The 23795-nt window shown below is 58.7% G+C and carries 12 protein-coding genes; 9 read left to right on the top strand and 3 right to left on the bottom strand.

Features of this window, described 5'->3' with window-relative positions:
* Positions 1-108 precede the first annotated feature (108 nt).
* Positions 109-1632, bottom strand: a complete 1524-nt coding sequence (locus tag ACWGZX_RS07940) for a fumarate hydratase (RefSeq protein ID WP_223511796.1) — start codon at positions 1630-1632, stop codon at positions 109-111.
* A 470-nt stretch (positions 1633-2102) separates the two neighbouring features.
* Between ACWGZX_RS07940 and ACWGZX_RS07935 the strand changes: the two genes are divergently transcribed.
* Genes ACWGZX_RS07935 through ACWGZX_RS07925 form a run of 3 tightly spaced genes read left to right on the top strand, consistent with a single transcriptional unit; the run spans position 2103 to position 4915 of the window.
* Positions 2103-3209 carry a diguanylate cyclase domain-containing protein gene (locus ACWGZX_RS07935; protein WP_452627934.1) on the top strand — a complete coding sequence of 369 codons (1107 nt, stop codon included), beginning with the start codon at positions 2103-2105 and terminating at the stop codon, positions 3207-3209.
* Positions 3202-4137: an iron-sulfur-binding ferredoxin reductase gene (locus tag ACWGZX_RS07930; protein ID WP_452627933.1), complete on the top strand. Its 936-nt coding sequence runs from the start codon at positions 3202-3204 to the stop codon at positions 4135-4137. The genes ACWGZX_RS07935 and ACWGZX_RS07930 overlap by 8 nt, the downstream gene beginning before the upstream one ends.
* Positions 4138-4165: 28 nt before the next feature.
* The gene (locus ACWGZX_RS07925) at positions 4166-4915 is read left to right on the top strand and encodes an enoyl-CoA hydratase-related protein (RefSeq protein WP_452627932.1); all 750 of its coding nucleotides are present in this window, start codon (positions 4166-4168) and stop codon (positions 4913-4915) included.
* Between the two features lie 239 nt (positions 4916-5154).
* On the opposite strand, the gene pyk is transcribed toward ACWGZX_RS07925, so the two are convergent.
* The gene (pyk, locus tag ACWGZX_RS07920; protein WP_223511800.1) at positions 5155-6606 is read right to left on the bottom strand and encodes a pyruvate kinase; all 1452 of its coding nucleotides are present in this window, start codon (positions 6604-6606) and stop codon (positions 5155-5157) included.
* Positions 6607-6763: 157 nt separating this feature from the next.
* Between pyk and ACWGZX_RS07915 the strand changes: the two genes are divergently transcribed.
* Together ACWGZX_RS07915 and ACWGZX_RS07910 are read left to right on the top strand one after the other, a co-directional pair.
* Positions 6764-7138 carry a tetratricopeptide repeat protein gene (locus ACWGZX_RS07915; RefSeq protein WP_452627931.1) on the top strand — a complete coding sequence of 125 codons (375 nt, stop codon included), beginning with the start codon at positions 6764-6766 and terminating at the stop codon, positions 7136-7138.
* A 245-nt stretch (positions 7139-7383) separates the two neighbouring features.
* Positions 7384-7743 carry a PilZ domain-containing protein gene (locus ACWGZX_RS07910; RefSeq protein ID WP_452627930.1) on the top strand — a complete coding sequence of 120 codons (360 nt, stop codon included), beginning with the start codon at positions 7384-7386 and terminating at the stop codon, positions 7741-7743.
* Positions 7744-7872: 129 nt separating this feature from the next.
* Here ACWGZX_RS07910 and ACWGZX_RS07905 read toward each other — a convergent pair whose 3' ends face one another.
* Entirely contained in the window at positions 7873-8244 is a 372-nt protein-coding gene (locus ACWGZX_RS07905) for a DUF6124 family protein (RefSeq protein WP_452627929.1), read from the bottom strand.
* Between the two features lie 463 nt (positions 8245-8707).
* Here ACWGZX_RS07905 and ACWGZX_RS07900 point away from each other — a divergent pair, with 463 nt between their 5' ends.
* The 4 genes from ACWGZX_RS07900 (at position 8708) to ACWGZX_RS07885 (ending at position 23785) form a co-directional block, all read left to right on the top strand.
* Positions 8708-11839, top strand: coding sequence for a hypothetical protein (locus tag ACWGZX_RS07900; RefSeq protein ID WP_452627928.1), 3132 nt, complete (start codon positions 8708-8710; stop codon positions 11837-11839).
* Between the two features lie 148 nt (positions 11840-11987).
* A complete protein-coding gene (locus ACWGZX_RS07895) occupies positions 11988-15602 on the top strand; it encodes a Tc toxin subunit A (protein ID WP_452627927.1) in 3615 nt (1204 codons plus the stop codon).
* 55 nt (positions 15603-15657) lie between these two features.
* Positions 15658-19758: a Tc toxin subunit A-related protein gene (locus ACWGZX_RS07890; RefSeq protein ID WP_452627926.1), complete on the top strand. Its 4101-nt coding sequence runs from the start codon at positions 15658-15660 to the stop codon at positions 19756-19758.
* Positions 19751-23785 (top strand): hypothetical protein, encoded by a 4035-nt coding sequence (locus ACWGZX_RS07885; protein ID WP_452627925.1) that lies wholly within the window; start codon positions 19751-19753, stop codon positions 23783-23785. The genes ACWGZX_RS07890 and ACWGZX_RS07885 overlap by 8 nt, the downstream gene beginning before the upstream one ends.
* Positions 23786-23795 lie beyond the last annotated feature (10 nt).

The following is a 23795-nucleotide window of genomic DNA, read 5'->3' as shown; positions in this document are numbered from 1 at the left end:
AGTTGTAAACACTTCGGTTTTAATGCCATGGACATTATTTTTTGCGCAAAAAAAACGGCCGGGGCGTCTATTCAGACACCCCGGCCGCTTTTTAGCCCGCTAAAGCGCTTACTGCACTTCTACTGCCAGGCTGTCACTGATCTTCTTCTGCCAGATGGCAGGACCGGTGATGTGGACCGACTCGCCCTTGCTGTCAACCGCAACAGTCACAGGCATGTCTTTGACGTCGAACTCGTAGATCGCTTCCATGCCCAGCTCGGCGAAAGCCACCACGCGGGACTTCTTGATGGCTTGCGCCACCAGGTAAGCCGCGCCGCCGACAGCCATCAGGTAAACGGCTTTGTGGTCCTTGATCGCTTCGATCGCGGTCGGGCCGCGCTCGGATTTGCCGATCATGCCCAGCAGGCCGGTTTGCTCAAGGATCTGACGGGTGAACTTGTCCATCCGCGTCGCGGTGGTCGGACCGGCAGGGCCCACCACTTCTTCGCGCACCGGATCAACCGGGCCGACGTAGTAGATGAAGCGACCTTTGAGGTCCACTGGCAAGGTTTCACCCTTGTTCAGCATCTCGACCATGCGCTTGTGCGCCGCGTCGCGACCGGTAAGCATCTTGCCGTTGAGCAGGACGGTTTCGCCCGGCTTCCAGCTCTGCACGTCTTCCGGGGTCAGGGTGTCGAGGTTGACGCGACGGGCCGACGGGCCGGCTTCCCAGACGATTTCCGGGTAGGCGTCCAGCGGTGGCGCTTCCAGCGAGGCAGGGCCGGAACCGTCAAGCACGAAGTGGGCGTGACGGGTGGCGGCGCAGTTCGGGATCATGCACACCGGCAACGAAGCGGCGTGAGTCGGGTAATCCATGATCTTCACGTCGAGCACGGTGGTCAGGCCACCCAGGCCCTGGGCGCCGATGCCCAGTTGGTTGACCTTCTCGAACAGCTCCAGACGCATTTCTTCAATGCGGTTCTGCGGGCCGCGAGCCTTGAGCTCGTGGATGTCGATGGATTCCATCAACACTTCCTTGGCCATGACCGCGGCTTTCTCGGCGGTGCCGCCGATGCCGATGCCGAGCATGCCCGGTGGGCACCAGCCGGCGCCCATGGTCGGAACGGTCTTCAATACCCAGTCGACGATCGAGTCGGACGGGTTGAGCATGGCCATTTTCGACTTGTTCTCGGAACCGCCGCCCTTGGCCGCCACGTCCACTTCAACGGTGTTACCCGGAACGATGGAGTAGTGGATAACGGCCGGGGTGTTGTCCTTGGTGTTTTTACGAGCGCCCGCCGGGTCGGCGAGGATCGAAGCACGCAAGACGTTTTCCGGCAGGTTGTAAGCCCGGCGCACGCCTTCGTTGATCATGTCGTCCAGGCCCATGGTGGCGCCATCCCAGCGCACGTCCATGCCCACGCGAACGAACACGGTGACGATGCCGGTGTCCTGGCAGATCGGGCGGTGGCCGGTGGCACACATGCGCGAGTTGATCAGGATCTGTGCGATGGAATCGCGCGCGGCCGGCGATTCTTCACGCAGGTAGGCCTCGTGCATCGCCTGGATGAAGTCAACGGGGTGGTAATAGGAAATGAACTGCAGGGCGTCGGCAACGCTCTGAATCAGGTCGTCTTGCTTGATCACGGTCATGAGTCGCGCTCCTCTAAAAGACGGGAACATTCAATAAGGTGCTTGCAGCTTGGGTGCATCGGTCGGTTGCAAGCACCTTTCAAGGCACGCCGGGGCTGCTGGCGCGACGCTAAAAAGGCGCGGCAGTATAGCGCGCCTCGCTTGCGGGCACACCCGCCGGTAGTCAATCTTGTGGCGAGGGGGCTTGCCCCCGTTCGGCTGCGAAGCAGTCGTAAAATCTATGCATACGGTTTTAATGACATTTTCAGGTGACAGATTTTTGGGGACTGCTGCGCAGTCCAACGGGGGCAAGCCCCCTCGCCACAGGCAATCCTCTCACCACAGGTTTTATGCCATTCAGGGACATGCTTTTGACGCCAGTTTTCTGCCCCGAAAATAGTATGGTTATTTATCCGGCTCGCCACTAAAGTGGCACCCGGCCTGTAGAGTAGGACACTCAAACAGCTTTCTTTCGCATGGTGAGTCAACGATTGACCCATAACGCCCTTCAACAGCTTTTACTCAAACGCTTTGCCCTTGCAGCCGGCACTTACGCCCTGGCGCTGATGCTACTGTGGCTGGCGTTTTTCTCCGGACACTACGATGAGTCTGTGGCCAGCCTGGCCGTCGGCACTGCATTGGTGGTCATCAGCCAAGCGGCATTGTTCGCGGTGTTTTACAGCGGCTGTAACCAGCGCTTTTCCGATCCCAGCCTGACCGAAGCGCAAGTGTTGATGGGGCTGGGGTGGCAAACCTGGCTGATCGCCAATCTGGATGAGGCACGCGGCGCGTTTCTGGTGTTTTACGTGCTGATCCTGCTTTTCGGAGTGTTCCATCTCTCGCGCCGAGCGCTGGTGCGGTGTGCGCTGTTGGTGTTTTTCAGTTTCAGTGCGATCACGCTGTGGGAGGGCTACCACTTTCAGCTCCACGACCCGGCGCTGGCCGGGTTGCAAGTGTGCGTGTTGCTTATTGTGTTGATCTGGCTGGTGCTCTACGCCCGTTATGTCCAGGCTACGCGTCAGCGCATGCGGCAGCGGCGCTTCGCTTTGCAAGCGCACCAGGACACCCTGCGCGGCATGATGCGCCAGCTCGAAGACCTGGTCGCCACCGACGAACTCACCGGGCTGTTCAACCGCCGCCATTTCCTGCGCCTGGCCTCCCGCGAACTGAACACCATGGACGCTGGCGTGATGCATGGGCTGGCGCTGATCGACCTTGACCACTTCAAACGCATCAACGATGTGCACGGCCATGCGGCGGGCGACCAGGTTCTGCAAGCCTTTGCCGGCGTCGCGACCGCGTGCCTGCGCGACGGCGATGTGCTGGCGCGTTATGGCGGCGAAGAATTCGTGGTGATGGTGTCCGATTGCGATGCCGAACGTCTGACCGCGTGCTGTGAGCGGTTGCGCATCGCCTTCACTGGTGTCGAGCTGATTGGCCTCAACGTCGCCCATCTCAGTTTGTCGGCGGGTCTGACCTTGCTGGAGCCGGGCGACGATCTCGACGACGCCTTGCAGCGCGCCGATCAGGCGCTTTACCGCGCCAAACGTGACGGTCGCAACCGTTGTGCGGCGGCCTGGGAGAACGTCGATGCCTGAGTTGCGGGTTGGCGAGCGCCGCTGGTCGGTGGTACCGGGCAGCAACCTGCTCGATGCCTTGAATCAAAACGGTGTGGCCGTTCCCTACAGTTGCCGCGCCGGCAGTTGCCATGCCTGCCTGGTCCAATGTGTGCAGGGATTACCGAGCGACAGCCGACCTGATGCCTTGAGCGCAGAGCAACGCCAACAAGGCTGGCGCCTGGCGTGCCAGTGCCAGGTGGTCGAGGATTTGCAAGTGCATACCTTCGATCCCCAGGTCGATGGTCTTCCGGCCGAGGTTGCCGCCGTCGATTGGTTGAGCGCCAGCGTGCTGCGCCTGCGCCTGACACCGCAACGCCCGTTGCGCTACAGCGCTGGCCAGCATCTGGTGTTGTGGGCGGGCAATGTGGCACGTCCTTATTCGTTGGCCAGCCTGCCGCAAGAAGACCGCTTTCTGGAGTTTCACCTTGATTGCCGTCAGCCGGGGCAGTTTAGCGACGCGGCCCGTCAGCTGAAGATCGGCGATTCGATCCGCCTCGGCGAATTGCGCGGCGGCGCTCTGCATTACGACCCGGACTGGAACACCCGGCCGCTGTGGCTGTTGGCCGCCGGCACCGGTTTAGGTCCGCTGTTTGGCGTATTACGCGAAGCGCTGCGTCAGGACCACAAAGGTGCCATTCGCGTTATTCACCTGGCCCATGACGCCGACGAGCATTACTTGGCCAAACCCTTGCACGCCATGGCCGATGGCCGCGATAACCTGAGTGTCGAATGCTGGACCCCGGCCGAGTTGCCTGAGGCTTTGGCGCAACTGCGGCTTGTCTCCCGGCAAACCCTGGCCTTAGTCTGCGGAGCCCCCGACAGTGTCGACGCCTTTTCCCGGCGCTTGTACCTCGCGGGATTGCCGCGCAATCAACTGCTGGCCGATGTGTTTCTGCCTCGTGGTTGAGCGCTGATTTTTCAGACGCGAGTCCCCCATGACCGAAACCATCCAGATCGAACGCGAGCGCAGTTTGTTGACGCTGCGCCTGAATCGCCCCGAGAAGAAAAACGCCCTGACCCGCGCCATGTACAGCCATATGGCCGAGGCGCTGAAGCAGGCCGATACCAACCCTGAAATCAACGCCGTGCTGATCACCGGCAGCGCTGAATGCTTCACCGCCGGCAACGACATCGCCGATTTCATCCAACAACCGCCAGATAGCCTCGATAGCCCGGTGTTCCATTTCATGCTCAATTTGCTGGAGTGCCGCAAACCGGTAATCGCCGCTGTGGCCGGTGCAGCGGTGGGGATCGGCACGACAATGCTGCTGCATTGCGACCTGGTTTACGTCAGCCGTGATGCTCGGCTGCGCATGCCTTTCGTCAATCTCGGCTTATGCCCGGAGTTCGGCTCCAGCCTGATCCTGCCGCGCTTGCTTGGGCATGCCAAAGCAGCGGAGTTGTTGCTGCTGGGTGAAGGTTTCAGCGGTGAACAGGCGGCAGAGTGGGGCATTGCCACTGAGGCGTTGAGTAGTGGTGAAGAAACATTGACCAAGGCGCGGGAGATGGCGCTACGATTCGAGTCGATGCCACCGGAAGCAGTGCGCATCAGCAAGCAATTGATGAAAGCGCCGGATCGGGAATTGATTCGCAAGGTGATAGAAGAAGAGGGCGCGTTGTTCACCCAGCGGTTGCGGTCGCCGGAAGCGTTGGCGGCGTTGACCGGGTTTATCAAACGCCATTGAGTCTTTTGCTGACTGTACCGGCCTCATCGTCGGAATGCCGCCCAGACCAAGCTCGGCTCCCACAGAGTTTTGTGATGGACTCCAATTTTGTGAACACCACCCATCACTGTGGGAGCCGGCGGTGCGACGATTCGACTTGCTCGCGATGAGGCCCGACCAGACAACACATTTGTTGGACCAGAAACCAAAAAGCCCCGCCATTCACATGGCGGGGCTTTTGTTTTTCAGCGGTCGGTCACTCAGACCATCGGATCGCCAACGTGCAGGATTTTCATGCCGTTGGTGCCGCCGATGGTGTGGTAGCTGTCGCCCTTGGTCAGGATGACCCAGTCGCCTTTCGCCACAACGCCCAATTTAAGCAACTCGTCGATCGCAGCCTGGCTGACTTGCTCAGGCGGCAGGGACGCCGGGTCGAACGGGACGGTGTAGACGCCACGGAACATGGCCGCGCGGGCCTGGGTTTCGCGGTGCGGGGAGAACGCGTAGATCGGCACCGACGAACGGATGCGCGACATGATCAACGGCGTGTAGCCACTTTCGGTCAGCGCGATGATCGCCTTCACGCCCGGGAAGTGGTTGGCGGTGTACATGGCCGCCAGCGCGATGCTCTGGTCGCAGCTTTCGAAGACCTTGCCGATACGGTGGCTGGAGGTCTTGCTGGTCGGGTGCTTTTCAGCGCCGATGCAGATGCGTGCCATGGCTTGCACGGCTTCCAGCGGATACAAACCGGCAGCACTTTCCGCCGAGAGCATCACGGCGTCGGTGTAGTCGAGCACGGCGTTGGCCACGTCGGACACTTCGGCACGGGTCGGCATCGGGTTCTGGATCATCGACTCCATCATCTGGGTCGCGACGATCACTGCCTTGTTGTGGCGGCGTGCGTGCAGAATGATTTTCTTCTGAATGCCCACAAGCTCAGCGTCGCCGATTTCCACACCCAGGTCACCACGGGCAACCATCACCGCGTCGGACGCCTTGATCAGCGCATCGAGGGTGTCGTCGTCAGCCACGGCTTCAGCGCGTTCGATCTTCGCCACCAGCCAGGCAGTACCGCCGGCCTCGTCGCGCAGTTGACGGGCGTATTCCATGTCGGCGGCGTCACGCGGGAAGGACACGGCGAGGTAGTCGACTTCCATCTCGGCGGCGAGCTTGATGTCGGCCTTGTCTTTCTCGGTCAGGGCTGGAGCAGTCAGACCACCACCACGACGGTTGATGCCTTTATGGTCGGACAGCGGACCGCCGATCAGCACGGTGCAGTTCAGTTCGGTGGCGGTGGCGGTATCCACGCGCATCACCACGCGGCCGTCGTCGAGCAGCAGCTCGTCGCCTACGCCGCAATCCTTGACCAGGTCGGGGTAGTCGATACCGACTACCTGCTGGGTGCCTTCGGTCAGAGGATGGCTGGTGGAGAAGGTGAATTGATCACCGATCTTCAGCTCGATCTTCTTGTTGGCGAATTTGGCGATACGGATTTTCGGGCCTTGCAGGTCACCCAGCAGGGCGACGAAGCGGCCGTGCTTGGCAGCGAGGTCACGCACCAGCTTCGCGCGAGCCTTGTGCTCGTCGGGAGTGCCGTGGGAGAAGTTCAGGCGGGCGACGTCCAGGCCAGCCAGAATCAGCTGTTCGAGAACTTCCGGCGAGTTACTGGCCGGGCCAAGGGTAGCGACGATTTTGGTACGACGGACGGACATGCAAAGACTCCTGAGTTCAAGCGCTGACTGAGGCTACTATCATCTTTGGGTGTAGTCATTGTTCATGTGCACTACTTATTCGTTTGTTTATTGAAATGAACATTCCTGAAGATTTTCGCCAGCAGGCCGATACAGCGCTCAAGACAGGAGAACCCCCATGCGATTCGCGCTCATTGCCGTCCTTGCCCTCAGTGTGACGGGCTGCGCCCGTTGGTCGATGAACCATCATTTGAATCTCGCCTACAGCGCTTACGACCGTGGCAATTGCGAGCAGGTGATACTCGAGCTTTCAAAAGTCGAGCGCTCCAGCCGCGCGCGGCCTTACGTATGGCCGGAAGTGTCGATGATGCGCGGCCAGTGCCTGGAAAAGCAGATGCTGTATATCGATGCGGCGCAGACTTACCAGTACATCATCGAGACGTATCCGCACAGCGAATACGCCTACCGCGCCCGCGCTCGTCTGGAAACCCTGGAGAGCCAGGGCCGTTACCCGCTGCGAAGCGCCGCAGCCGTGCGCCCGACGCCGTATTGATTGCAGTCGTCGCGCAACAGCTGGCTCACTGGCGGTGGTGAGCTATAGTCCAAGAGATCGGTTTTAGAGCTTTGCCTCTAAACCCGAGTGCATACCTGTGATCGGCAGGAGTAAGCGTCAGCGGTTGCATGGACTGTCGCACCGGGATCAGGGAGAGCGCGCCTTCACTTCTATCAATAAAGAGGAAGACCCGTTCCGAAGCAGTAGTGCGGCCCTGCTTAAGGGTCTTGCTGGGCCATTTGCGCATGTTTACCAACCGCCGGATCACGCGGCATCAGCTGCCGTATTTCCTGAAAGTATTCAACAGCGTCACCGACAAACCCATCGGCTTTCTCGGCAACGTGTCTGAAGACGGGCTGATGCTGATCAGCCAGTTGCCCATGATGGTGGGCGTCGACTTCGACCTGCGTCTGAAAATCCCCGCCACCGAAGGTTGCCTGCAGGTCATCGACCTGACGGCGACTTGCCTGTGGTGCCATGAAGACGAAACGCCGCAGCATTACGACGCCGGGTTCAGCCTGCAACGGGCACCGCCGGAGTATGGGCAATTGGTGAAGGCATTGAGGCAGTACTTCAGTTTTCAGCCGTTGTCGGCGTCTGCCTGAAGCCCCGCGGTGTCTTCACTACCGCCTTCGCGGGCAAGCCCGCTCCTACAGTTTGAAATGCATTCCCCTGTAGAAGCGGGCTTGCCCGCGAAGGCGTCATTACAAACAACAAAGAATGACCGGCAACGGCTACTTCGTCTTGATCGCCCGCTCGTTATCCAGCGACCGCTCCACCAGCATCAACCCCAACTCACTCATCCGATAAATCGCCATCGCCAGATGCCGCGGCGTGTTGTCCAGGCTTTCAGCCAGGTCGAGCAGCAGAATGCTGACCGTCGAAAAGGTTTCGTAGGTCTGGATGGTCAGGGCTTCGGGATTGGCATCCGGGACAACGGTGAACATTTTCATGGCGCGGTCCTGGGAAGTGCGAAGGGAGTCGACGTCGGGTTTGAGGTAATGGTCGAGCGCCTTGTCGGCGGCGGCGTGGAGCTTTCTTGAATCGAGGGTGGCGTAGGGAGAAACCGGGTCGGTTTCGGGGGGATTGGGTGTGGCTTTGAACATGTTTTCGTACTCGATTGGGGCTGCCACGACCTTGCGACTAAACGAGGGGTGGCGGCTGTAAGCAGGTTAGTCGACCGGTGAGTACGAGAACCGGCGCGCCCGAGAGCGCCCTGCGAACAGCCACCATCAAGTGCGGGGGATAGGGAAAACCCGACTGGATGACGCTAATGCACATCGTACAAACACCGGGCGACTAAACCCGATCGCTGATTGGCAGCGACGCGGATCAAGTTACGGGGCAAGGCCAAGGTGCACAAGCCGGCGGATTCTGGCGGATGTGTAGTCCATTGCGCAAGGTTGTGTAGTCAATGGGCGGAAGGCTGAAGGGTCAAACGTAACAGCGTTAAAACGGAGAGCACCGTTCGTCGGAACTGTCAGATTTTACAGGTAGTAGGCGCACTGGTTTAACGCTTTAAATGTCCTCAGCCGAGTTGCAGCTATGTCCATCTTGGAGCGCGGAGTTATGTTGGATCAACCAGATCAACCAGATCAACCAGATCAACCAGATCTGCTGTATCAACTGGAAGAGTTGGACGAAGCGGGCCAGCCACGGCTCACTCATTTGCCCTTTGTTACACCGGGTGACGGTCACATGATTTCGCGTACTGGAGCGGACTTTTTGACTCGGCGGTTTGACGATTCCAATGGTGGTTTCAACCTCGCTACGTTGGATTTCTATGATAACGATGGCCATTACCACCAACAAACCATTTCCTCCCCCTCAAACCCTCTCCGATTTAAGCCGGACGTTAATCTGCGGTTAGGAAGTTGCTCCATTCACTACCGGTTTCGAATTGGTAATTGGTGGACCGCTTGGTACAGAACAGGTTGGTTTGTTGTAGTAGATCCACCGATTATTACGGATCCGCCCGCATCCAATAACGTTCTGACTTCTATGACTCCCTTAATTAAAGGCACAGGACAACCCGGTTATCTGGTGCAACTGAGACTGAGGCGAGACATTCACGATGTACCTCTCAGTGATTCCATCTATATTGATCTAACTCGTAGTTGGGAGCTAAGGGTTACTACTCCACTAGTAGGTCGTCAATGGCACACTATCTCGGTTTTGGAGACACTGCCCGGCTATGGCGGGTCGGCCCGGGCGGCTGAGCGGAATTTTGTTGTGTCATTGCCAGCACCAAAAATTGATGCACCCAAAGATGGCGTTGTGATTCGAGAACCTAGACCTGTATTCTCGGGGACTGGTACTAGCACTACGACGGTCACGGTATTTCGACAGGGTGGCACTGGTGGATCTTATGGCAGCGCTCCAGTCGTCAATGGCAAGTGGGAAGTAAAACTTACCCAAGACCTGCCCAACGGTGATTTTGTTTTTCAAGCAGAAGAAACCTCTGGCGGAGACCATCTAGGCTGGTCAAACCTGGTGGGCGTCAAAGTACAGGTTACGCCCGATCCGCCTGTTGTTCCTGTTATTACTGCACCAAGCCCGGGTTCTCCACAGGCCCCATCGTTTACTCTTTCAGGAACGGGTGGCGAAGCGGGTGCCACGATGCGGGTGTACCTTGATCTGACGTCGACCATGGTAGGCCAGGCTCAGGTCACAGGTGACGCCTGGAGTGTGCCGGTCATTGTCCAGCCCGGGTCGTGCTCGCTGGTTGCCGAGCAGACTTCGAACGGTGGCCCATCCGGGCGCAGCGCCGCTCGCTCGTTCAAAATCACGCCCCCGGCATTGAATGGCGTCAACGTCACGTCCCCGAGCGAAACCGTTTTGAAGTTTTCAGGCCCTGGCCACACCGGCGCAACGGTCGAGATCACTGTTGTCAGTGGGCCGGGTGGGACGGCACCTTCCGCTGTCACAGTGACAGGTGGCCGGTGGGAAACGACCGTGGCCAACTGGCCGTTTGGCTCGTACTCTCTGAAGGCGATTCAGAAAGTCTCCGACAATGCCAATGGCTGGATTGAATCACAGCCCTACACATTTACCGTCAACCGGGTACTGCCGGATCCGACCGACATAGCGTTCACGGAGGAATACTGGCCGACCTTTTCCGGCAAAGGCTACAACCGCGCTACGGTGAAGATCGCTGATCCCGGTGGCCGCACCTTCCCCGCCCCCAATGCGCTCGTGTCCGCAGGCAAGTGGTCGAGCCGGGCATCCGAGGTGTGGGGCCCGACACTGAATCGTGAAGTTCATATCAAGCAATTTCTGGATGGGCAGCAATCGCCGAACTGGGTGACTCTCAAGGTCACCATCCCACCATTGGCGCCTGTCATTGGCCAAGTGCAAGAGGACGGTTTGTCTCCAAAAATCTCCGGCACCTTCTGGTCGGGTGCTGTGGTGGAACTCACGTTCAGCGACGCCCCCACCACAAAGCATCGTGCCACCGTGACCGGTACAAACTGGAGCTTTCAGCGCACGGCTCCGTTTGCCCCGGATGTCACCCACACTGTCACCGTGACCCAAACTGCCGCTCAGCAAACGTCACCCGTCGCGTCCGCAACCTTCGTGGTCTACACGCCCATGCTCCAACCGGTGCTCACTAAACCCGAGCCCGGCTCGGAGGTCGGTAGCGCAATGACGGTCGAGGGGCGGAACGGCATGGCGGGTGCCACGATGCAACTGCGCGATGCTCAATTCGGGCGCGATCTGGGTGAGCCAAAATTGCTGATCGCCAGCGGTGACTGGTCAATCGACCTCACCGGTCTTGAGTCTCGCGAGTACACCATTGATGCGCAACAGACGCTCAATCAGCGCGAGTCTGAGCGAAGCGACATGCTCAAGTTCGAGGTGGTGCTGCTGCCACCGGTCTTTACTCGGCCAACGGAAAGCGGCGATCTGCCACGAACCGCGACGCTTGAGGGGAAGGGCATGCCGCTCGGACGGGTCGAGGTCTGGCTGGTGGGCGCTATCGGGCCTTTGCTGACGGATATTCCCGTGGATTTGAACGGTCGCTGGAAAGCCGAGGTGACCTTGCCGGTGGGGGCAAAAATCATCCGGGCCAGGCAAACGTTCGATGGACAGACATCCAAAGACAGCCCGCCGTTGAACTACAACGTCGTGCCGGCGGCGCCGTTTATCGAAACGCCGGTGATGGACGAACACCTCGGTCTGCGGGTGGTGGTGTCAGGTTTTGCCGTTCCAATGGATACGGTGACGGTGAAGTTGGGGGTAAAGGTGCTGGGACGCAGCCAGGTGCTGGAGGATCGCACCTGGTCGGTGACGGTGGCGTTCGATCAGCCCGGCGGCCGCTACGGCCTGGTGGCTATGGCGTCGTGCGAGGGGTTCAAGTCGGCTGACTCCGCCGAACGGCCGGTCGTGTTGGGCACCTATCTGCCCTCCATCGATGCGCCGCAAGCGGGGGGTTGGGTCAGTGATCCGGTTCGCTTCGAAGGTCAGGGTAAACCGGGAGTCGGGCAGGTCATGAGCTGGTTCAACCCTGAGCAGGTGTGGGCGCCGAATATTGCCGTCAGCGCCAGTGGCTGGCAGGGCTTATCGGGGCAACCGCTGCCCGGCGGCGGCAATTGGTGCCGGTTCAAGCAAACCCTCACTGACGATGAGGGAGGCGCGACGGTTTCCGATTGGGTGGACAGCCAACGCTTCGAAATCCCGCCGGCGCCCCCCGAAGCCTGAATCAACTTCTCGATGAGCGGTCGCCGATACTGTCATTTATGACAGTAGACGGTGATCGGTTTCAGGCGCCAAATCTCTTCAATCAATCGCACGGCCTGACAGGCTTGTCAGGCTGTTCAGGATCGTTATCGACCCCAGGAACCTGACCATGGCTGACTCCCGCCCCGCCTCGCAATTGCTGAACCAGGTCTTCAGTGAAGAACAACGCACACAGTACGCGACTCTCAACACTTACATCGAAGACGGTGGTTCGATTTTTCCTCTGGTGGAAAAGGGTGTGCAGGGGCTGGTGAGGGACTTCAACGTGAGCCCCGATGACGCCCGCCGATTTTTGCGGCGGGCCAACAGCATGGCCATTTATGTGCGGCGACAATTCATCGAGCACAGCTTGCGCAGTCATGAAACAGATGAGGCAGGGACGACCAGTGGTTTGTTGTCGATGGTTTCGGGACCCAGTTTCGAGACTCTGTTCAGCCCCGAATTCGCCAGTTTTTGCCCACCGCAGGCTCTGGAATCTCTCGCTTCGCCAGTGGCGTATCTGATCGAGCTGTTGAGGTGGATCGAGCAGCGTATCGAGTCCGTTTCGAGCAGTAACGAAAAGCTGCTGCTGCATGACCGACGCAAGGACTTGAAACCGCTGCCGGTCGATTCCAATGCGGTGTATCGATCGGTGTCTGCGGTCGACATCATCGTCCCGGTGCTGGAAACCTTCATCGCCGAGCACGATGCCAGACAGGATGTTGAAGACGCGATGATCGAGGCGCGATATCCCAATGGGCTTCCCTACTATCAGCACTGGGTGACCCTGGATGCGGTCGCCCATCACCATGGGCTTTCAGTCGGCAATTTTGCGCACCTGGTGGACATCTCCGCCCCCTATTTTTTGCAACGCCAGGCTTGGGATGCCGACGCGGGGCGTGCCCTGGCCCACGCATCACGGCTGGGGCCCTATCAGCGGCGGTTGCTGACGGAGGAGCCCGTAGAGTCCGGAAGTCGCGAGGATTTTTATTTGCGGAACTTCGGTGCCGTGGGCGTGGCGTGGCAGAACCTTAACCAGGTGCCATTCTTCGGTGAGCGAACCAAACTCGACACCTTGGGGCTGGAGGCATTGCTGTCGGTACGAGGTTTCGCCCCCGTGCGCTCTGCCAACGTGACGTACCCGCAAAACAAGCCTGTTGAGCCGGAAAGCGGGCGTTCCGGTTCGGTTTATCTCAATGCCAATAGCCACCCAGCGGTCAGCATTACGGGTAGCGGAACCGGCCCTTCATTCCTGCATAAATTGTCAGCGGATCCAACAAGTGCAATTGGTCTTGACCGATACGACCGAATGAACCGCAAGTTGCGTCTGGATCAGTGGCTGGGGCTGCCCAGCGATCAGGTGGATGCGCTGCTGGTGGCGGCCATCAAGGCAGAATCGCGCACTAGCAAGTCGGTCAATGCCTGGTGGATCACGGAAAAAGTCGTGCACGCACTGGGGCTGTTTCAGTCGTTACGCGAGCGCTACGGGTGTACGGCGCCAGACTTTGCCGCGTTTATCGACGAGTTGTCGATTTACGGTCGCGGTGAAGCGCTCTCGCAGTTTGATCAAGTCTTCAATGGCCAGGGCGACTACCGCCAACCCATGTTGCTCGATGACGGTGAGTTCTCGGTGTTGCCGGTCCAGGGCGATTCCGAATTGACGATCACCCAGTTGTGCAGTGCGTTGGGGATCGACCTGCAGACCTACCGATACCTGGCCATGGCGATTGCCGGTGCGCATGGCGTCATCAATAACAAACTCAAGCGCACCCCTGCGGTTATTTCCAGTTTTTACCGCCTGGTGAAGCTGCCTCGTCTGTTGGGCATGACGCCGGTCGAAGGCGTCCTGATGCTGACGTTATTGGGGGGGGAAGACTGGCTCTACGGTCTGGCGGGTACTCCCCTGATCCATTCGACCCAAGTCGACACGCCCGATGTGCTGAACCTCATTTACGCCCTGCATTCCTGTGTGGGGTGGTGCGCAGACCGCAAACTTGCGGTGCTCTGGATGTTGCAGCACATCTCGCAACCCCTGGCGTTGGCCACCGCTTCTGCCGATGAGCGCCAGTTGTTTGAAAAAGTGCGCAGCCTGTTGTCAGGCGCTCAGTTCACCCACTCGGCGTTACTGATGGCAGGGGTGCCACCGCTGGCGAACGCAAGCTGGCTGGATTTGCTGACGATGCTGGTCGATGCTGACGGACTGGTCCTGGCGTATGCGGGTACGCAAGCCGAATACCTTGTCTTTGCCCGGCAGGCGCTCGAAAGGGCGGTGAAGGATGGCCTCGGTGACAGCGATGAAGTCGTACGCGCTGCCATTGTCGAGAAAATGCTCGCCGTGCTTTTGCAGGCCCAGGAGGCTCAGGCGTCGGTGGTCAAGGAGTCGCTGGCGGTTTATGCGGGCGTCAACGCCGAGCAAGCGTTTCAAGTGCTGGCCTGGGCCAATGCAACGGTGCACCAATTGTTGCGTCAGGTATTGGAACGCACCCTTTCGGAACGGGAAGACTCCCTGCGGGGACGCGACGAGCAGCCTGACCCCCTGCTTGTACTGTTGGCCGATGTACGCCGTCGCAGTGCGGTGGTGGCGAAACTCGATCTCGGCGCCCAGCTGTTGCAGGACTACCTGGCTTACGGCCACAAGGCCTGGCTGGATCAGGAGGACAAACATGCGTTCACGGTGAGGACGCTGTACTACCTGACGGTGCTCACGCGGGCGTTTGAGTTGAGCGAGAAGCCTGCGCTGAGACTGCTCGATTATCTGCGTGAGGTCAATGCCCTGCCTGACAACCTGAGCGTTGATGCTGAGCGTCTGGCCCAGCAAGCGGCTGCGATTCGCCTGGCCGAGTTTTTCGACTGGAGTGTTCAAGAGGTACGCGAGTGTGTCAGTCGCATCGACCCGGCGCTCAAGATCCTGAAAAACCTGACCCAACTGGATCTGTTGATGCGCATTCGGGTCATGGCGACGCACACCGGCATGGATGCCTTGACGATTTTTTTGATCGGCACCCTGCCCGAGGCCGTGGACAAGCCGAAGTATAAGGATGCTGCCGAGCATGCGTTGCTGAGCCTGTCCGGATCTCCTGTGCCTCAGATGGCGTTCACCGAGGATTTGCAGCAGCTCGTTACCTTGACCTGTATAGAGGACAAGCTCGAGGTGGTGGCCAACAAGCCCGGCGAGAAAATCACCTTCACCGTGACCCTCAAGGATATCGACGCAAAGCCGTTGAGCGGCGTCAAGGTTTACTGGCTTGCCAGGCTGGGCAGTATTGCCACCGGGGAAACGGACGTCGATGGCGTGGTCAAGGCAGAGTTCTTGCCCGGCAAGGTCATGGGCACGGACACCCCGCGGTTCTGGCTGAATCTGTTCACGCCGCAGTACGCCCCCACCATCCATGTTGTCGCTGACGCGCAGTCACTGCAGTTTCCACCTCCACTCATGTCGCCGGTGCCGTTGGGCACCGTGCCCCACGGTCAGGAGATCGAACTCTCCGCCACGCTGATGGACCGATATCTGAACCTCGGGAAAAACAGCCTCGTGCGATGGAGCTACGAGGTTGAGAACGATATCAAACTGCCTTTGCTGGTTATCCGGCCGGAGCAGACCTACACCAGCCAGGAGGGCGTGACGCGAGTGTTTGTCTCCAGCCCTACCGGCGGACAGTTTGAGATCAGTGTGCTGTCCGAAGCAGGAGAATCCATGGCTCATTTCGAACCCATCACGTTCGACGGCGAGGAGGCAGGCCAATGATTGCTATCGCTGACTGGACCTGCGTTCCCGGCTCACACCTTCAGGAGAAAGGACTATGGCACTGAACAATATGGCTGGCCTGCTCGAAAAACGCCGTAATGCGCTGGTCGAGTTCTGTATCGGGACGTTCGGGAGCGGAGAATCACCCAAGTACAGCTTCCTGAAAACCCCGGCAGACCTGTTCGAACTGCTGCGCATGGATCCTCTGGACAACTATCCGGTTCAGAGTTCCTGGGTGGCCGAAGCGACGAGCTGCGCCCAGCAGTTTATCCATGCCGCGTACCGCAAGCTGGAACCGGGCTACGCGACGATCGAGTTCGATAAGAGAGATTTGGCGACTTGGGAGCTTTACAGCAATTACCCGGATTGGGCCGCGCGGCAACTGATCGCGATCTACCCGGAAAATTTCATGAACTCCTTTGTGCGACAGCGCAAGACTAGCCTGTTCAAAACCCTTGAAAACAACCTCAATCAGACCCGCCTGAACAGCGATTCGGTACAGGCAGCCCTGCAGGACTACCTGAAAACGTTCGAGCAGACCTGCAACCTGGATGTGATCAGCAGCTACATGGACGGTGCCTCGCCGGCACGCGCCGATTATTACTTTGTCGGTCGCCAGCGGGTGCCGCCTTACCAGTATTTCTGGCGCAAGGCTGAGGTGGAACTCTTGCCAACCGATGTCGCCCTCAACCCCGCGGTGTGGAATGAATGGCAGCCGGTGGATATTCCGGCCGGAGCCAAGGTGTTGGACATTCGCCCGGTGTTCTGGAGCGGGCGGTTGTGCCTGGTGTGGGCCGAGTGGCGGGACAAGGTCGAGGGAGCGGATGGCAAAAGCATACCGCCGTGGTTGGACATCAATCTGGCGTTCATGAGTCAAAACGGGCAGTGGTCGGCACCGTTGAGCATGCACAGTAAGGAGCGGACAAATGATCAAACCGAGCCCAAAAACGTTCGACTGATTGCGACCGTGTGGGCCGATCATCACAACCCCAAGGGCAAGTTGGGGGTGTTGTTGACGAACCGCAAAGGGGGCGGGAGTAAGCCCGATCTGAATGAGACAGCGGTACGCGATGTGCTTTTCCGTCCCTTGCCCGAAGACGATGGCGGCTGGCTTGGGGAGTCCGCCGACAAACGCTTTGTCACCGCCGAAACGGTGCAGCATCCGTTGCTGAACCAGCCGACCATCGCTGCCACTGTGGCCACGTCGGGGACCCTGACGCCTTACCTGGATGTGCAGGCTGTGGCGTTTCGCGTCGGTAACGACGATGTGCTGATTGTCCAGGGAGTTTTGAGGCCCACGGGTGATACCCGTATCGGTGACGTTGAATTGGAATTGACGTTGACAAACCCAGCCGAAGGCGACCCGGACCCGATTAAAACCTCCAAACCATTTGCCGGTGGCTGGGGCACCGAATGGCAAGTCTTCAAGCGGGGGAAAGGTGAATGGGGGATCCCGACCTTTACTTTTGGCAGTGCCACGGGTGGATATGGAGTTAAAGAATTTGCATTGAGGATTGTCAACGTAACGGACTTCAACCCGGCGGCATTGCTCAAAAACACTTCCAATGCCGCGCAGTTTATTGCTTTCAACCAACCAGAATGGGCACTTAAATTCACCCGTCTGAATTCGCTGTTCGGCCCCGAGCTGGTGCAACGCTCCAGTATTTCCGTGGATGCCGTACTGGATTGGGACACCCAGTTTCTGTCGGAACCGCCGCCCGGTTCTGCAACGATCAGCGAGCCGAACGGCGCATTCAATGGTGCCAATGGTTTGTTTTTCTGGGAGCTGTTTTTTCATTTGCCTCATCTGGTCTCAACGCGCCTGCGCACTGAAGATCGTTTTCTGGAGGCGCAAAAATGGCTGCATTATCTGTTTGATCCGCAAGCGCCAGCCGATCCGCAAGACCGTCTGCGCCCGAATCCTAAACCTCGGTATTGGCGCTGCCGGCCATTGAACGTCGTCGTAGGCAATGTGGGCTTCGAAACCCGCGCACCGACCGATCCAGACGCCATCGGCTATTCCGCGCCCTACCATTTCCAGATCCTGGTGTTTACTGAATACGTCAAGAACCTTGTGGCCTGGGGCGATTGGTATTACCGCCAGCTCACCCGTGACAGCCTGGTAGCCGCCAAGTTGTGTTACGTCCAGGCCGAATTCTTCATGGGTAAGGCCCCCACGGTGCGCACAGTGAACCGTTGGGAAACCGACACGGTGGAGGGCCTTTTGACCAAGAGCCGGTCGCGACCGGCGCTTGAGCAATTTGAACAAGCCCTCGTATTCAGCCTTGCGGACTTTCCTGCCGCTGCCGACGAACGGCCCGAGCTCGGGTTGCTGGCAAACGAGCCTTTCAAATGCCCGATCAATGAGCTGTTGCTTGCGCTGTACGACTTGCCCGGCCAACGCCTGCATAACCTGCGCAATAACCTCACCCTTGACGGCAAGCCGATGGAGATCCTGCTTTTCAGCCCTCCCACCGATCCCAATCAATTGTTGCAAGACTTGGCGGCTGGCGGCGTTGGCGCGCCAAGACCCATGGGCGGGCGTCTGGTGGTCGGTGCTTTCCGTTGGCGCGTGATTTTCGAGGCGGCGTTGCGTGCCGTGCAAACCCTGCAGGAATACGGCAACCAGGTGCTGCGCTTGCTTGAGCAGCGGGATCGGATCGAGCAGGAAGAAATGCAGCAAGACCATCTGGTGAAACTGGGCACCTATGCCCAGACCGTGCAGGAATACGCCATCGACCAATTAAAGGCGAATGTGGTCGCGCTGGAGCAAAGCCGGGCAGTGGCGGCGGAACGGGCCGATGCCTATGCGGCACTCTACGACGAAAATGTGTCAGCGGTTGAATACGAGGTTATGGAAAGTCTGCAGGAGTCTAAAAAACTGGCATTGGCGTCCTCAAGCATGAGGCCAGCAGCCGCGGTGCTGGCTGCACTGCCTAATGTTTTCGGTTTGGCCAATGGTGGGTTTCGTGTCGACGAAGCCATCAATGCCGTGTGCTTCGTATTGGACATCGCCTCGGCGGTCAAACAACTGGACGCGGACAAACAAGCCACCACCGAAGCATACCGCCGGCGCCGTAACGAATGGGCGCTACAGCGCAGTCAAGCGACAGCGGAGATCCGGGCGATCGATGAGCAGATCGGCGCCCAGAAGCATGCCGTCGAGGCGGCCAAAGCCAGCCTGCAACAGACTCTCACGGCCAACAGCCAGGCGCTGACGGTTTACAACTTCATCAAGAAACGTGCGACCAATGCCGAACTGTTTGGCTGGTTGCTGGGCCAGTACAAGGCCCTGCATCATCAGGCGTCCGATGCGGTCGTCAGTTTGTGCCTCAACGCCCAGGCTTCGTTGAACGCGGAAACCGGCGATTACGACGCGAATCTCCCCTTGCCCCAGGTCTGGCTGGATAACCGTCACGGCCTGACCGCTGGCGAACACCTGCGCGGGTATTTGTTGCGCATGGAGCGTGAATACCTGCAACGCCATGAGCGTCGGCTGGAATTGGTCAAAACCGTATCCTTGCGGCAATTGTTTGACGACAAGGTCGAACCGCAAGTGGGGATCGACAATTGGACGTCTGCGCTGCAGCAGTTGCAGGACCGGGGGACACTGGAGTTTAAACTTACCCAGCTGCTGTTCGATCGCGATCATCCGGGGCATTACTGCCGACAAATCAGCTCGGTCGAGGTCGATCTGCCGGTGCTGACCGGCCCTTACGAAAATGTACGAGCAACCTTGTTGCAGATCAGCAGCATGATCGCGACCAAGGCATCGAGTCAGTCTGTGAGGTATTTGCACAACCCGGACGGTGCCACAGGCCCCTCCGACGTACAGGTCAACCTGCGCAGCGGTCAACAAATCGTCTTGTCGATGGGGATCGCCGATAACGGCATGACGACCAGGAAACCTGATGAAGGGATGCTCGACTCCTTCGAAGGTACCGGGGCAGTGTCACGCTGGATGTTGAACTTTCCACGGCCGACAAAAGCGTCGCAGCACGCCATGCTGCTGTCGTTGACGGACATCATTCTGCGGATCCGTTTCACGGCCAAGGCCGGCAAGCCGACCTTCGCGCGAACCGTCGAAGACCTGGTGACCCAAGCCGAAAACCCGGAGCAAAACCCAACCGTCGAAGGAGCCGTCCGTCATGAATGAACCGATCATCCAGGCCAATGAAAGTCTGATCCGCAATGGCGGTTTCGAGCAGGGGTTTTCCCATTGGAAGAAAGGTCCGATAAATCCAAGCTGGTTGAGTAGAGCAAGTGAATTCCATGAAGGCGAATTTATTCCTTTACTGAAATCTGGAAACAAGTCTTCGGTCCGTCAGTCGTTCGGGGTCCCAAAGGATCCCATTGAGCAAGCGCGCTATGTCCTCAGTTTCTGGTGCGAGACACGGCACACCGAAGCGGGCACGCTGAAGATCAGTATTGATGGGCAGCAAGAGACTTTGGTAATCCCGTTGCCGCCGGGTGCATCTCGGGATGTGGAGGAGGATCAGGCGCGGCTGAGGAATGGTCAGCCGCTGGAGTTCAAGCCGATCAAGTACGAAGTTGTACTGGCGCTGCCATTCAATGCCGGGGACACGCTCACCGTCGACGTGTCCAGCCCGGCCAATGCCCCCGGTGACTTCATCTCGGGCATCTGCATCACCCGAATCAATCTTCAATTGCATCTGGAGCCAGCGGTGATGCAAGGCCTGATGCTGGATGAAGAACCGGTGTCACCCGCCACTATGCTGTACATGTGCCTGGGGGCCTCCGCGATCCTGGCTCACCGGTTGAAATTCCTGCCCGCGCCAGACAATGCCTGGCGGGACACCCACGCAGCGTTGAGCAGTGACGACAATCCGTTTGGCGCGGTTGTCGCAGTGCCGGACTGGGGCGTGGATCATCCGCTGGAGGATCCATGGCAGCTTGATTGCCCGTTGATCGGCGATGAAGAGCCCTACCTGTTCTCGATGAACCTGCTTAACCAGTACACGGCTGAGCCTTACCCGGTGAATGTGTCGTTGGGGCATCATCGGTTGGTGTTCCGCGACGTGCTCGAGGCGAAGTATTACCCGGTGCTCGAATACGGGCAGGGTGTACGGCTGGGTGTTCAAGTGGCGTCGTACTACACCGGCCAGTCCCTCAGCGGGCGAACGGTGACCTGGACGCTTGCCGGCCAAGGGGTGAAAGGCGTTGGGGTCACGAATGACCAAGGCTGGGCTTACTTCGATTTTGAACCGGTGGCAGCGGGTAACGTTGTCATTCAGGCCTCTGTCGATAGCCTTTATTACGCCGCCGGGGTGGTCAGTCAGTCGTTGGACGTTCGGGTATTGGCGACGGATCCGTGGAACGACGTATTGGCGGTCGTCGATGGCGATGAGAAGCGTTGGGAGGAAAAAACCGGCTTTCCCAATCGGGGCTCGGATTATCCCGTGACGATAAAACTGCCCGCAGACAGCCCGTTGCTTGGCACGAAACTGATGTTGCGCTGGAGTGGCGATTCCCATGAGCAACTGGGGGTTGTTGTCAGCCCGGCGCTTGAGCATTCGGTGCCGGTCATCGGCCGCGAAATGGCCTGGACCCTGACGAGCGAGGATCGTCTTGACGGTCGGTTTTATCTGGAGCTGGCCTGCTCGAAGCTGTTGTGCTGTTCACCGAAAAAAACCATGTCGCTGGCGCGCAATCTGGTCAAGGTCGGCGAGGTGCGCGAGGCCAACAAGTTTCCGGTGGTGGATGAAAACGAAAGCGTGCTGTTGCGGGTGCAGGTAGTGCATGTGGTGGTCAGTGGCGACGGTGATCCGGTGAATAACGCGTGGGTCGACTGGATAACCCCTGATGGCACGATTGCGACCCGATCCGGTGCCGGTGGCTGGGCCAGTGTGCTGTATACGCCGACAGTCGCCGGGGATCAGGTTGTCACCGCCAGCATCAAGGCCCATGCCGAGGCCGTTGCGATTGAACAGCCTTTTAATGTGAAGGCGATTGCGACCAGCCCCTGGAAGAGTGAAGTCAAGATCCTGCTGGATGACGTGGAAGTCGAGCGCAATACGCTCGGCGTGGTGTGTCGGCGTGGCCAGACACATACCTTGAAGGTTGTTCCGGTCGCCGGCAGTCCTTGGGTTGGCAAAAACATCAGTTTGCACTGGCGAGGGACAGCACCGGATATCGGGCTGGTGCCCAGCGATCTTGGTGCGCCCAAGCCTCTCTTGGCAGCCGGTGTGGAATGGAAACTGAACTCACATGCGAATGTCAGCCTCAGCAGGCTGTTTGAACTGGAGCTACACCTTGAAAGCGTTTCAACCGTTCGGGAACTGTCCGGGCGCTTGATGTCTGCGGATCTGACGGAAGAAGTGAGCCTGATTCTGGATCAGATACCGGCAGCGCTGGATGGTCAGGCGTTCTATCCCTGCCTGGGTGCGATTCACCGTTTTAACGTGTTGCCCAATGCGCTGAGCCCGCTGGTGGGGCTGGAATCATCGCTGACGTGGTCGGGGACGCCGGCCGATCAGCTGGGAGCAACAATTCAACCCGCCCTGAACCTGCGGCAAAACCTGAGCGATGGGGGCGCGACCTGGACGCTGGACTTCACCGCCAGTCAGACACCAGGCGACTTTGCCCTGGCCCTGGAGCTGCCTCAATTGAACTTCGTTGCCACCGCCAAGCCGATGCAGCTGGCGCACAACAAAATCAGGATCGAGTCGTGGCGCGAGTCGCCGGTGGATCCGGTGGTGGGTCAGGAATCTGCGTGGCAGTGGGTTCAGGTGTTCTCTCATTTCACCCGGCACGCAGTGAATCAGGTGCCCGTGACATGGACGACGCCGCAGGGGCCAAGGGTGGTGTATACCGATAACGAAGGTTGGTCCGGTATTGATTTTTCGCCGGTAATCGATGGAGCACATGAAGTTCAGGCGTTGGTGGTCAGTGCTTTCGACAGCTTTGAAGATAAACGGGCGATGAGGGTTACGGCACTGGCGAGCGATCCGTGGGAGGGGCTGTCGGTCAGGTTTGACGGCGGATCGGCTCACGCCTGGGGGGAAAAGACCTACTTCCCGCGTCGCAAGGGTGAGCACACGTTTGAGCTGTTGGCTCCCCAGAACAGCCCGTTGTTTGATCGTGCCTTGACGCTCGGGATGACCGGGACCGGGCCTCGCGAACTGGGTATCCAGTTTTTGTCGGCAGCGCTGGGGGTGCCACGCATGTTTTGCGACGTGGGCTTTCAGTACACGTTCAAGGCGGGCGATCTGAAGGACGCAAGTTTTGCGTTGCGATTGTCATCGGAACGGCTGGCGAGTCTGTCGCCGGCGAATGCGATGTCCTTGGGGGAAGGCGCGCAGGTGGTGAAAATCGCCGGGAACAGCCGCGTTGATCAGACGCTGGATTGGGGGCAGGAATTTTTTGGGCAGGTCACCGTCGTGTCGGTCATCAGTGGCAAGGCGATGGTGGGATGGGTGGTGACGTGGCGTAGTCCTGATCTTGGAGTCGTGACCACTGTGACTGATTATTACGGGGTGGCGAGAGTTCGCTTCGTTCCCGAAACTCCTGGAGAGGCTGAGTTGACGGCAACGGTGGGGGATAGGGAGTCGGTTGCGTTGTCGTATTTCCTGAATGAGCCACGGGAAATACAGACTCTGTCCAGTCCGGATCCTGCCGGATTTCCCGGAGATGAGGTCTCGGCCGACGCTATCGTTGTCTCAGCTATCACTGGCGAACCTTTGTGGGATGTAGAGGTAATGTGGGACTTCCCGGGCGTGACGATTGCACCAACGAGAACTAACAAAGAAGGGAAAACGAGTGTGATGTTCAGGCTTTCAGCGAACATGCCGAGTGTTTTGGGAGCCTCTGTGCGAGGTGGAAAGGCGGGATGGGATACGGCACTGCTAATGTTTACTGTTGAGGATCGGCAGCTAGCCTTTGTTCAACTCATCGGCAATGGCCAATATTATGTAGGGCAAACGGCGCGCCTCAGCTGTCGGCTGGTTGATAACACCACTGGAGAAGGTGTCGTAGGTGTAGACGTCGCCTTTTTCAACAATGGCGTATTCGATGTTTATGTGAAATCGGCTGATCAAGGCGTCTTGAGTAGACATTATCAATCGGATCGATTTCAGCATTACGAAGTACTCATGCGGTTACTAAACTCTGACGGTACAGTTAACGTTGAACAACGTGCAGGTATCGTATTCCTGGAGCGTTAGGGGTCCATTG

Source organism: Pseudomonas sp. CLCA07 (assembly GCF_053615335.1).
Note: the sequence above shows the minus strand (reverse complement) of the source record. Positions and strands in the feature narration are given on the sequence as shown.

Bases quoted from the DNA above. Each gene is read 5' to 3' on its own strand.
- ACWGZX_RS07940 (WP_223511796.1), bottom strand. From the start codon at position 1,632: ATGACCGTGATCAAGCAAGACGACCTGATTCAGAGCGTTGCCGACGCC.
- ACWGZX_RS07930 (WP_452627933.1), top strand. From the start codon at position 3,202: ATGCCTGAGTTGCGGGTTGGCGAGCGCCGCTGGTCGGTGGTACCGGGC.
- ACWGZX_RS07925 (WP_452627932.1), top strand. From the start codon at position 4,166: ATGACCGAAACCATCCAGATCGAACGCGAGCGCAGTTTGTTGACGCTG.
- pyk (WP_223511800.1), bottom strand. From the start codon at position 6,606: ATGTCCGTCCGTCGTACCAAAATCGTCGCTACCCTTGGCCCGGCCAGT.
- ACWGZX_RS07915 (WP_452627931.1), top strand. From the start codon at position 6,764: ATGCGATTCGCGCTCATTGCCGTCCTTGCCCTCAGTGTGACGGGCTGC.
- ACWGZX_RS07910 (WP_452627930.1), top strand. From the start codon at position 7,384: ATGTTTACCAACCGCCGGATCACGCGGCATCAGCTGCCGTATTTCCTG.
- ACWGZX_RS07905 (WP_452627929.1), bottom strand. From the start codon at position 8,244: ATGTTCAAAGCCACACCCAATCCCCCCGAAACCGACCCGGTTTCTCCC.
- ACWGZX_RS07900 (WP_452627928.1), top strand. From the start codon at position 8,708: ATGTTGGATCAACCAGATCAACCAGATCAACCAGATCAACCAGATCTG.
- ACWGZX_RS07895 (WP_452627927.1), top strand. From the start codon at position 11,988: ATGGCTGACTCCCGCCCCGCCTCGCAATTGCTGAACCAGGTCTTCAGT.
- ACWGZX_RS07890 (WP_452627926.1), top strand. From the start codon at position 15,658: ATGGCACTGAACAATATGGCTGGCCTGCTCGAAAAACGCCGTAATGCG.
- ACWGZX_RS07885 (WP_452627925.1), top strand. From the start codon at position 19,751: ATGAATGAACCGATCATCCAGGCCAATGAAAGTCTGATCCGCAATGGC.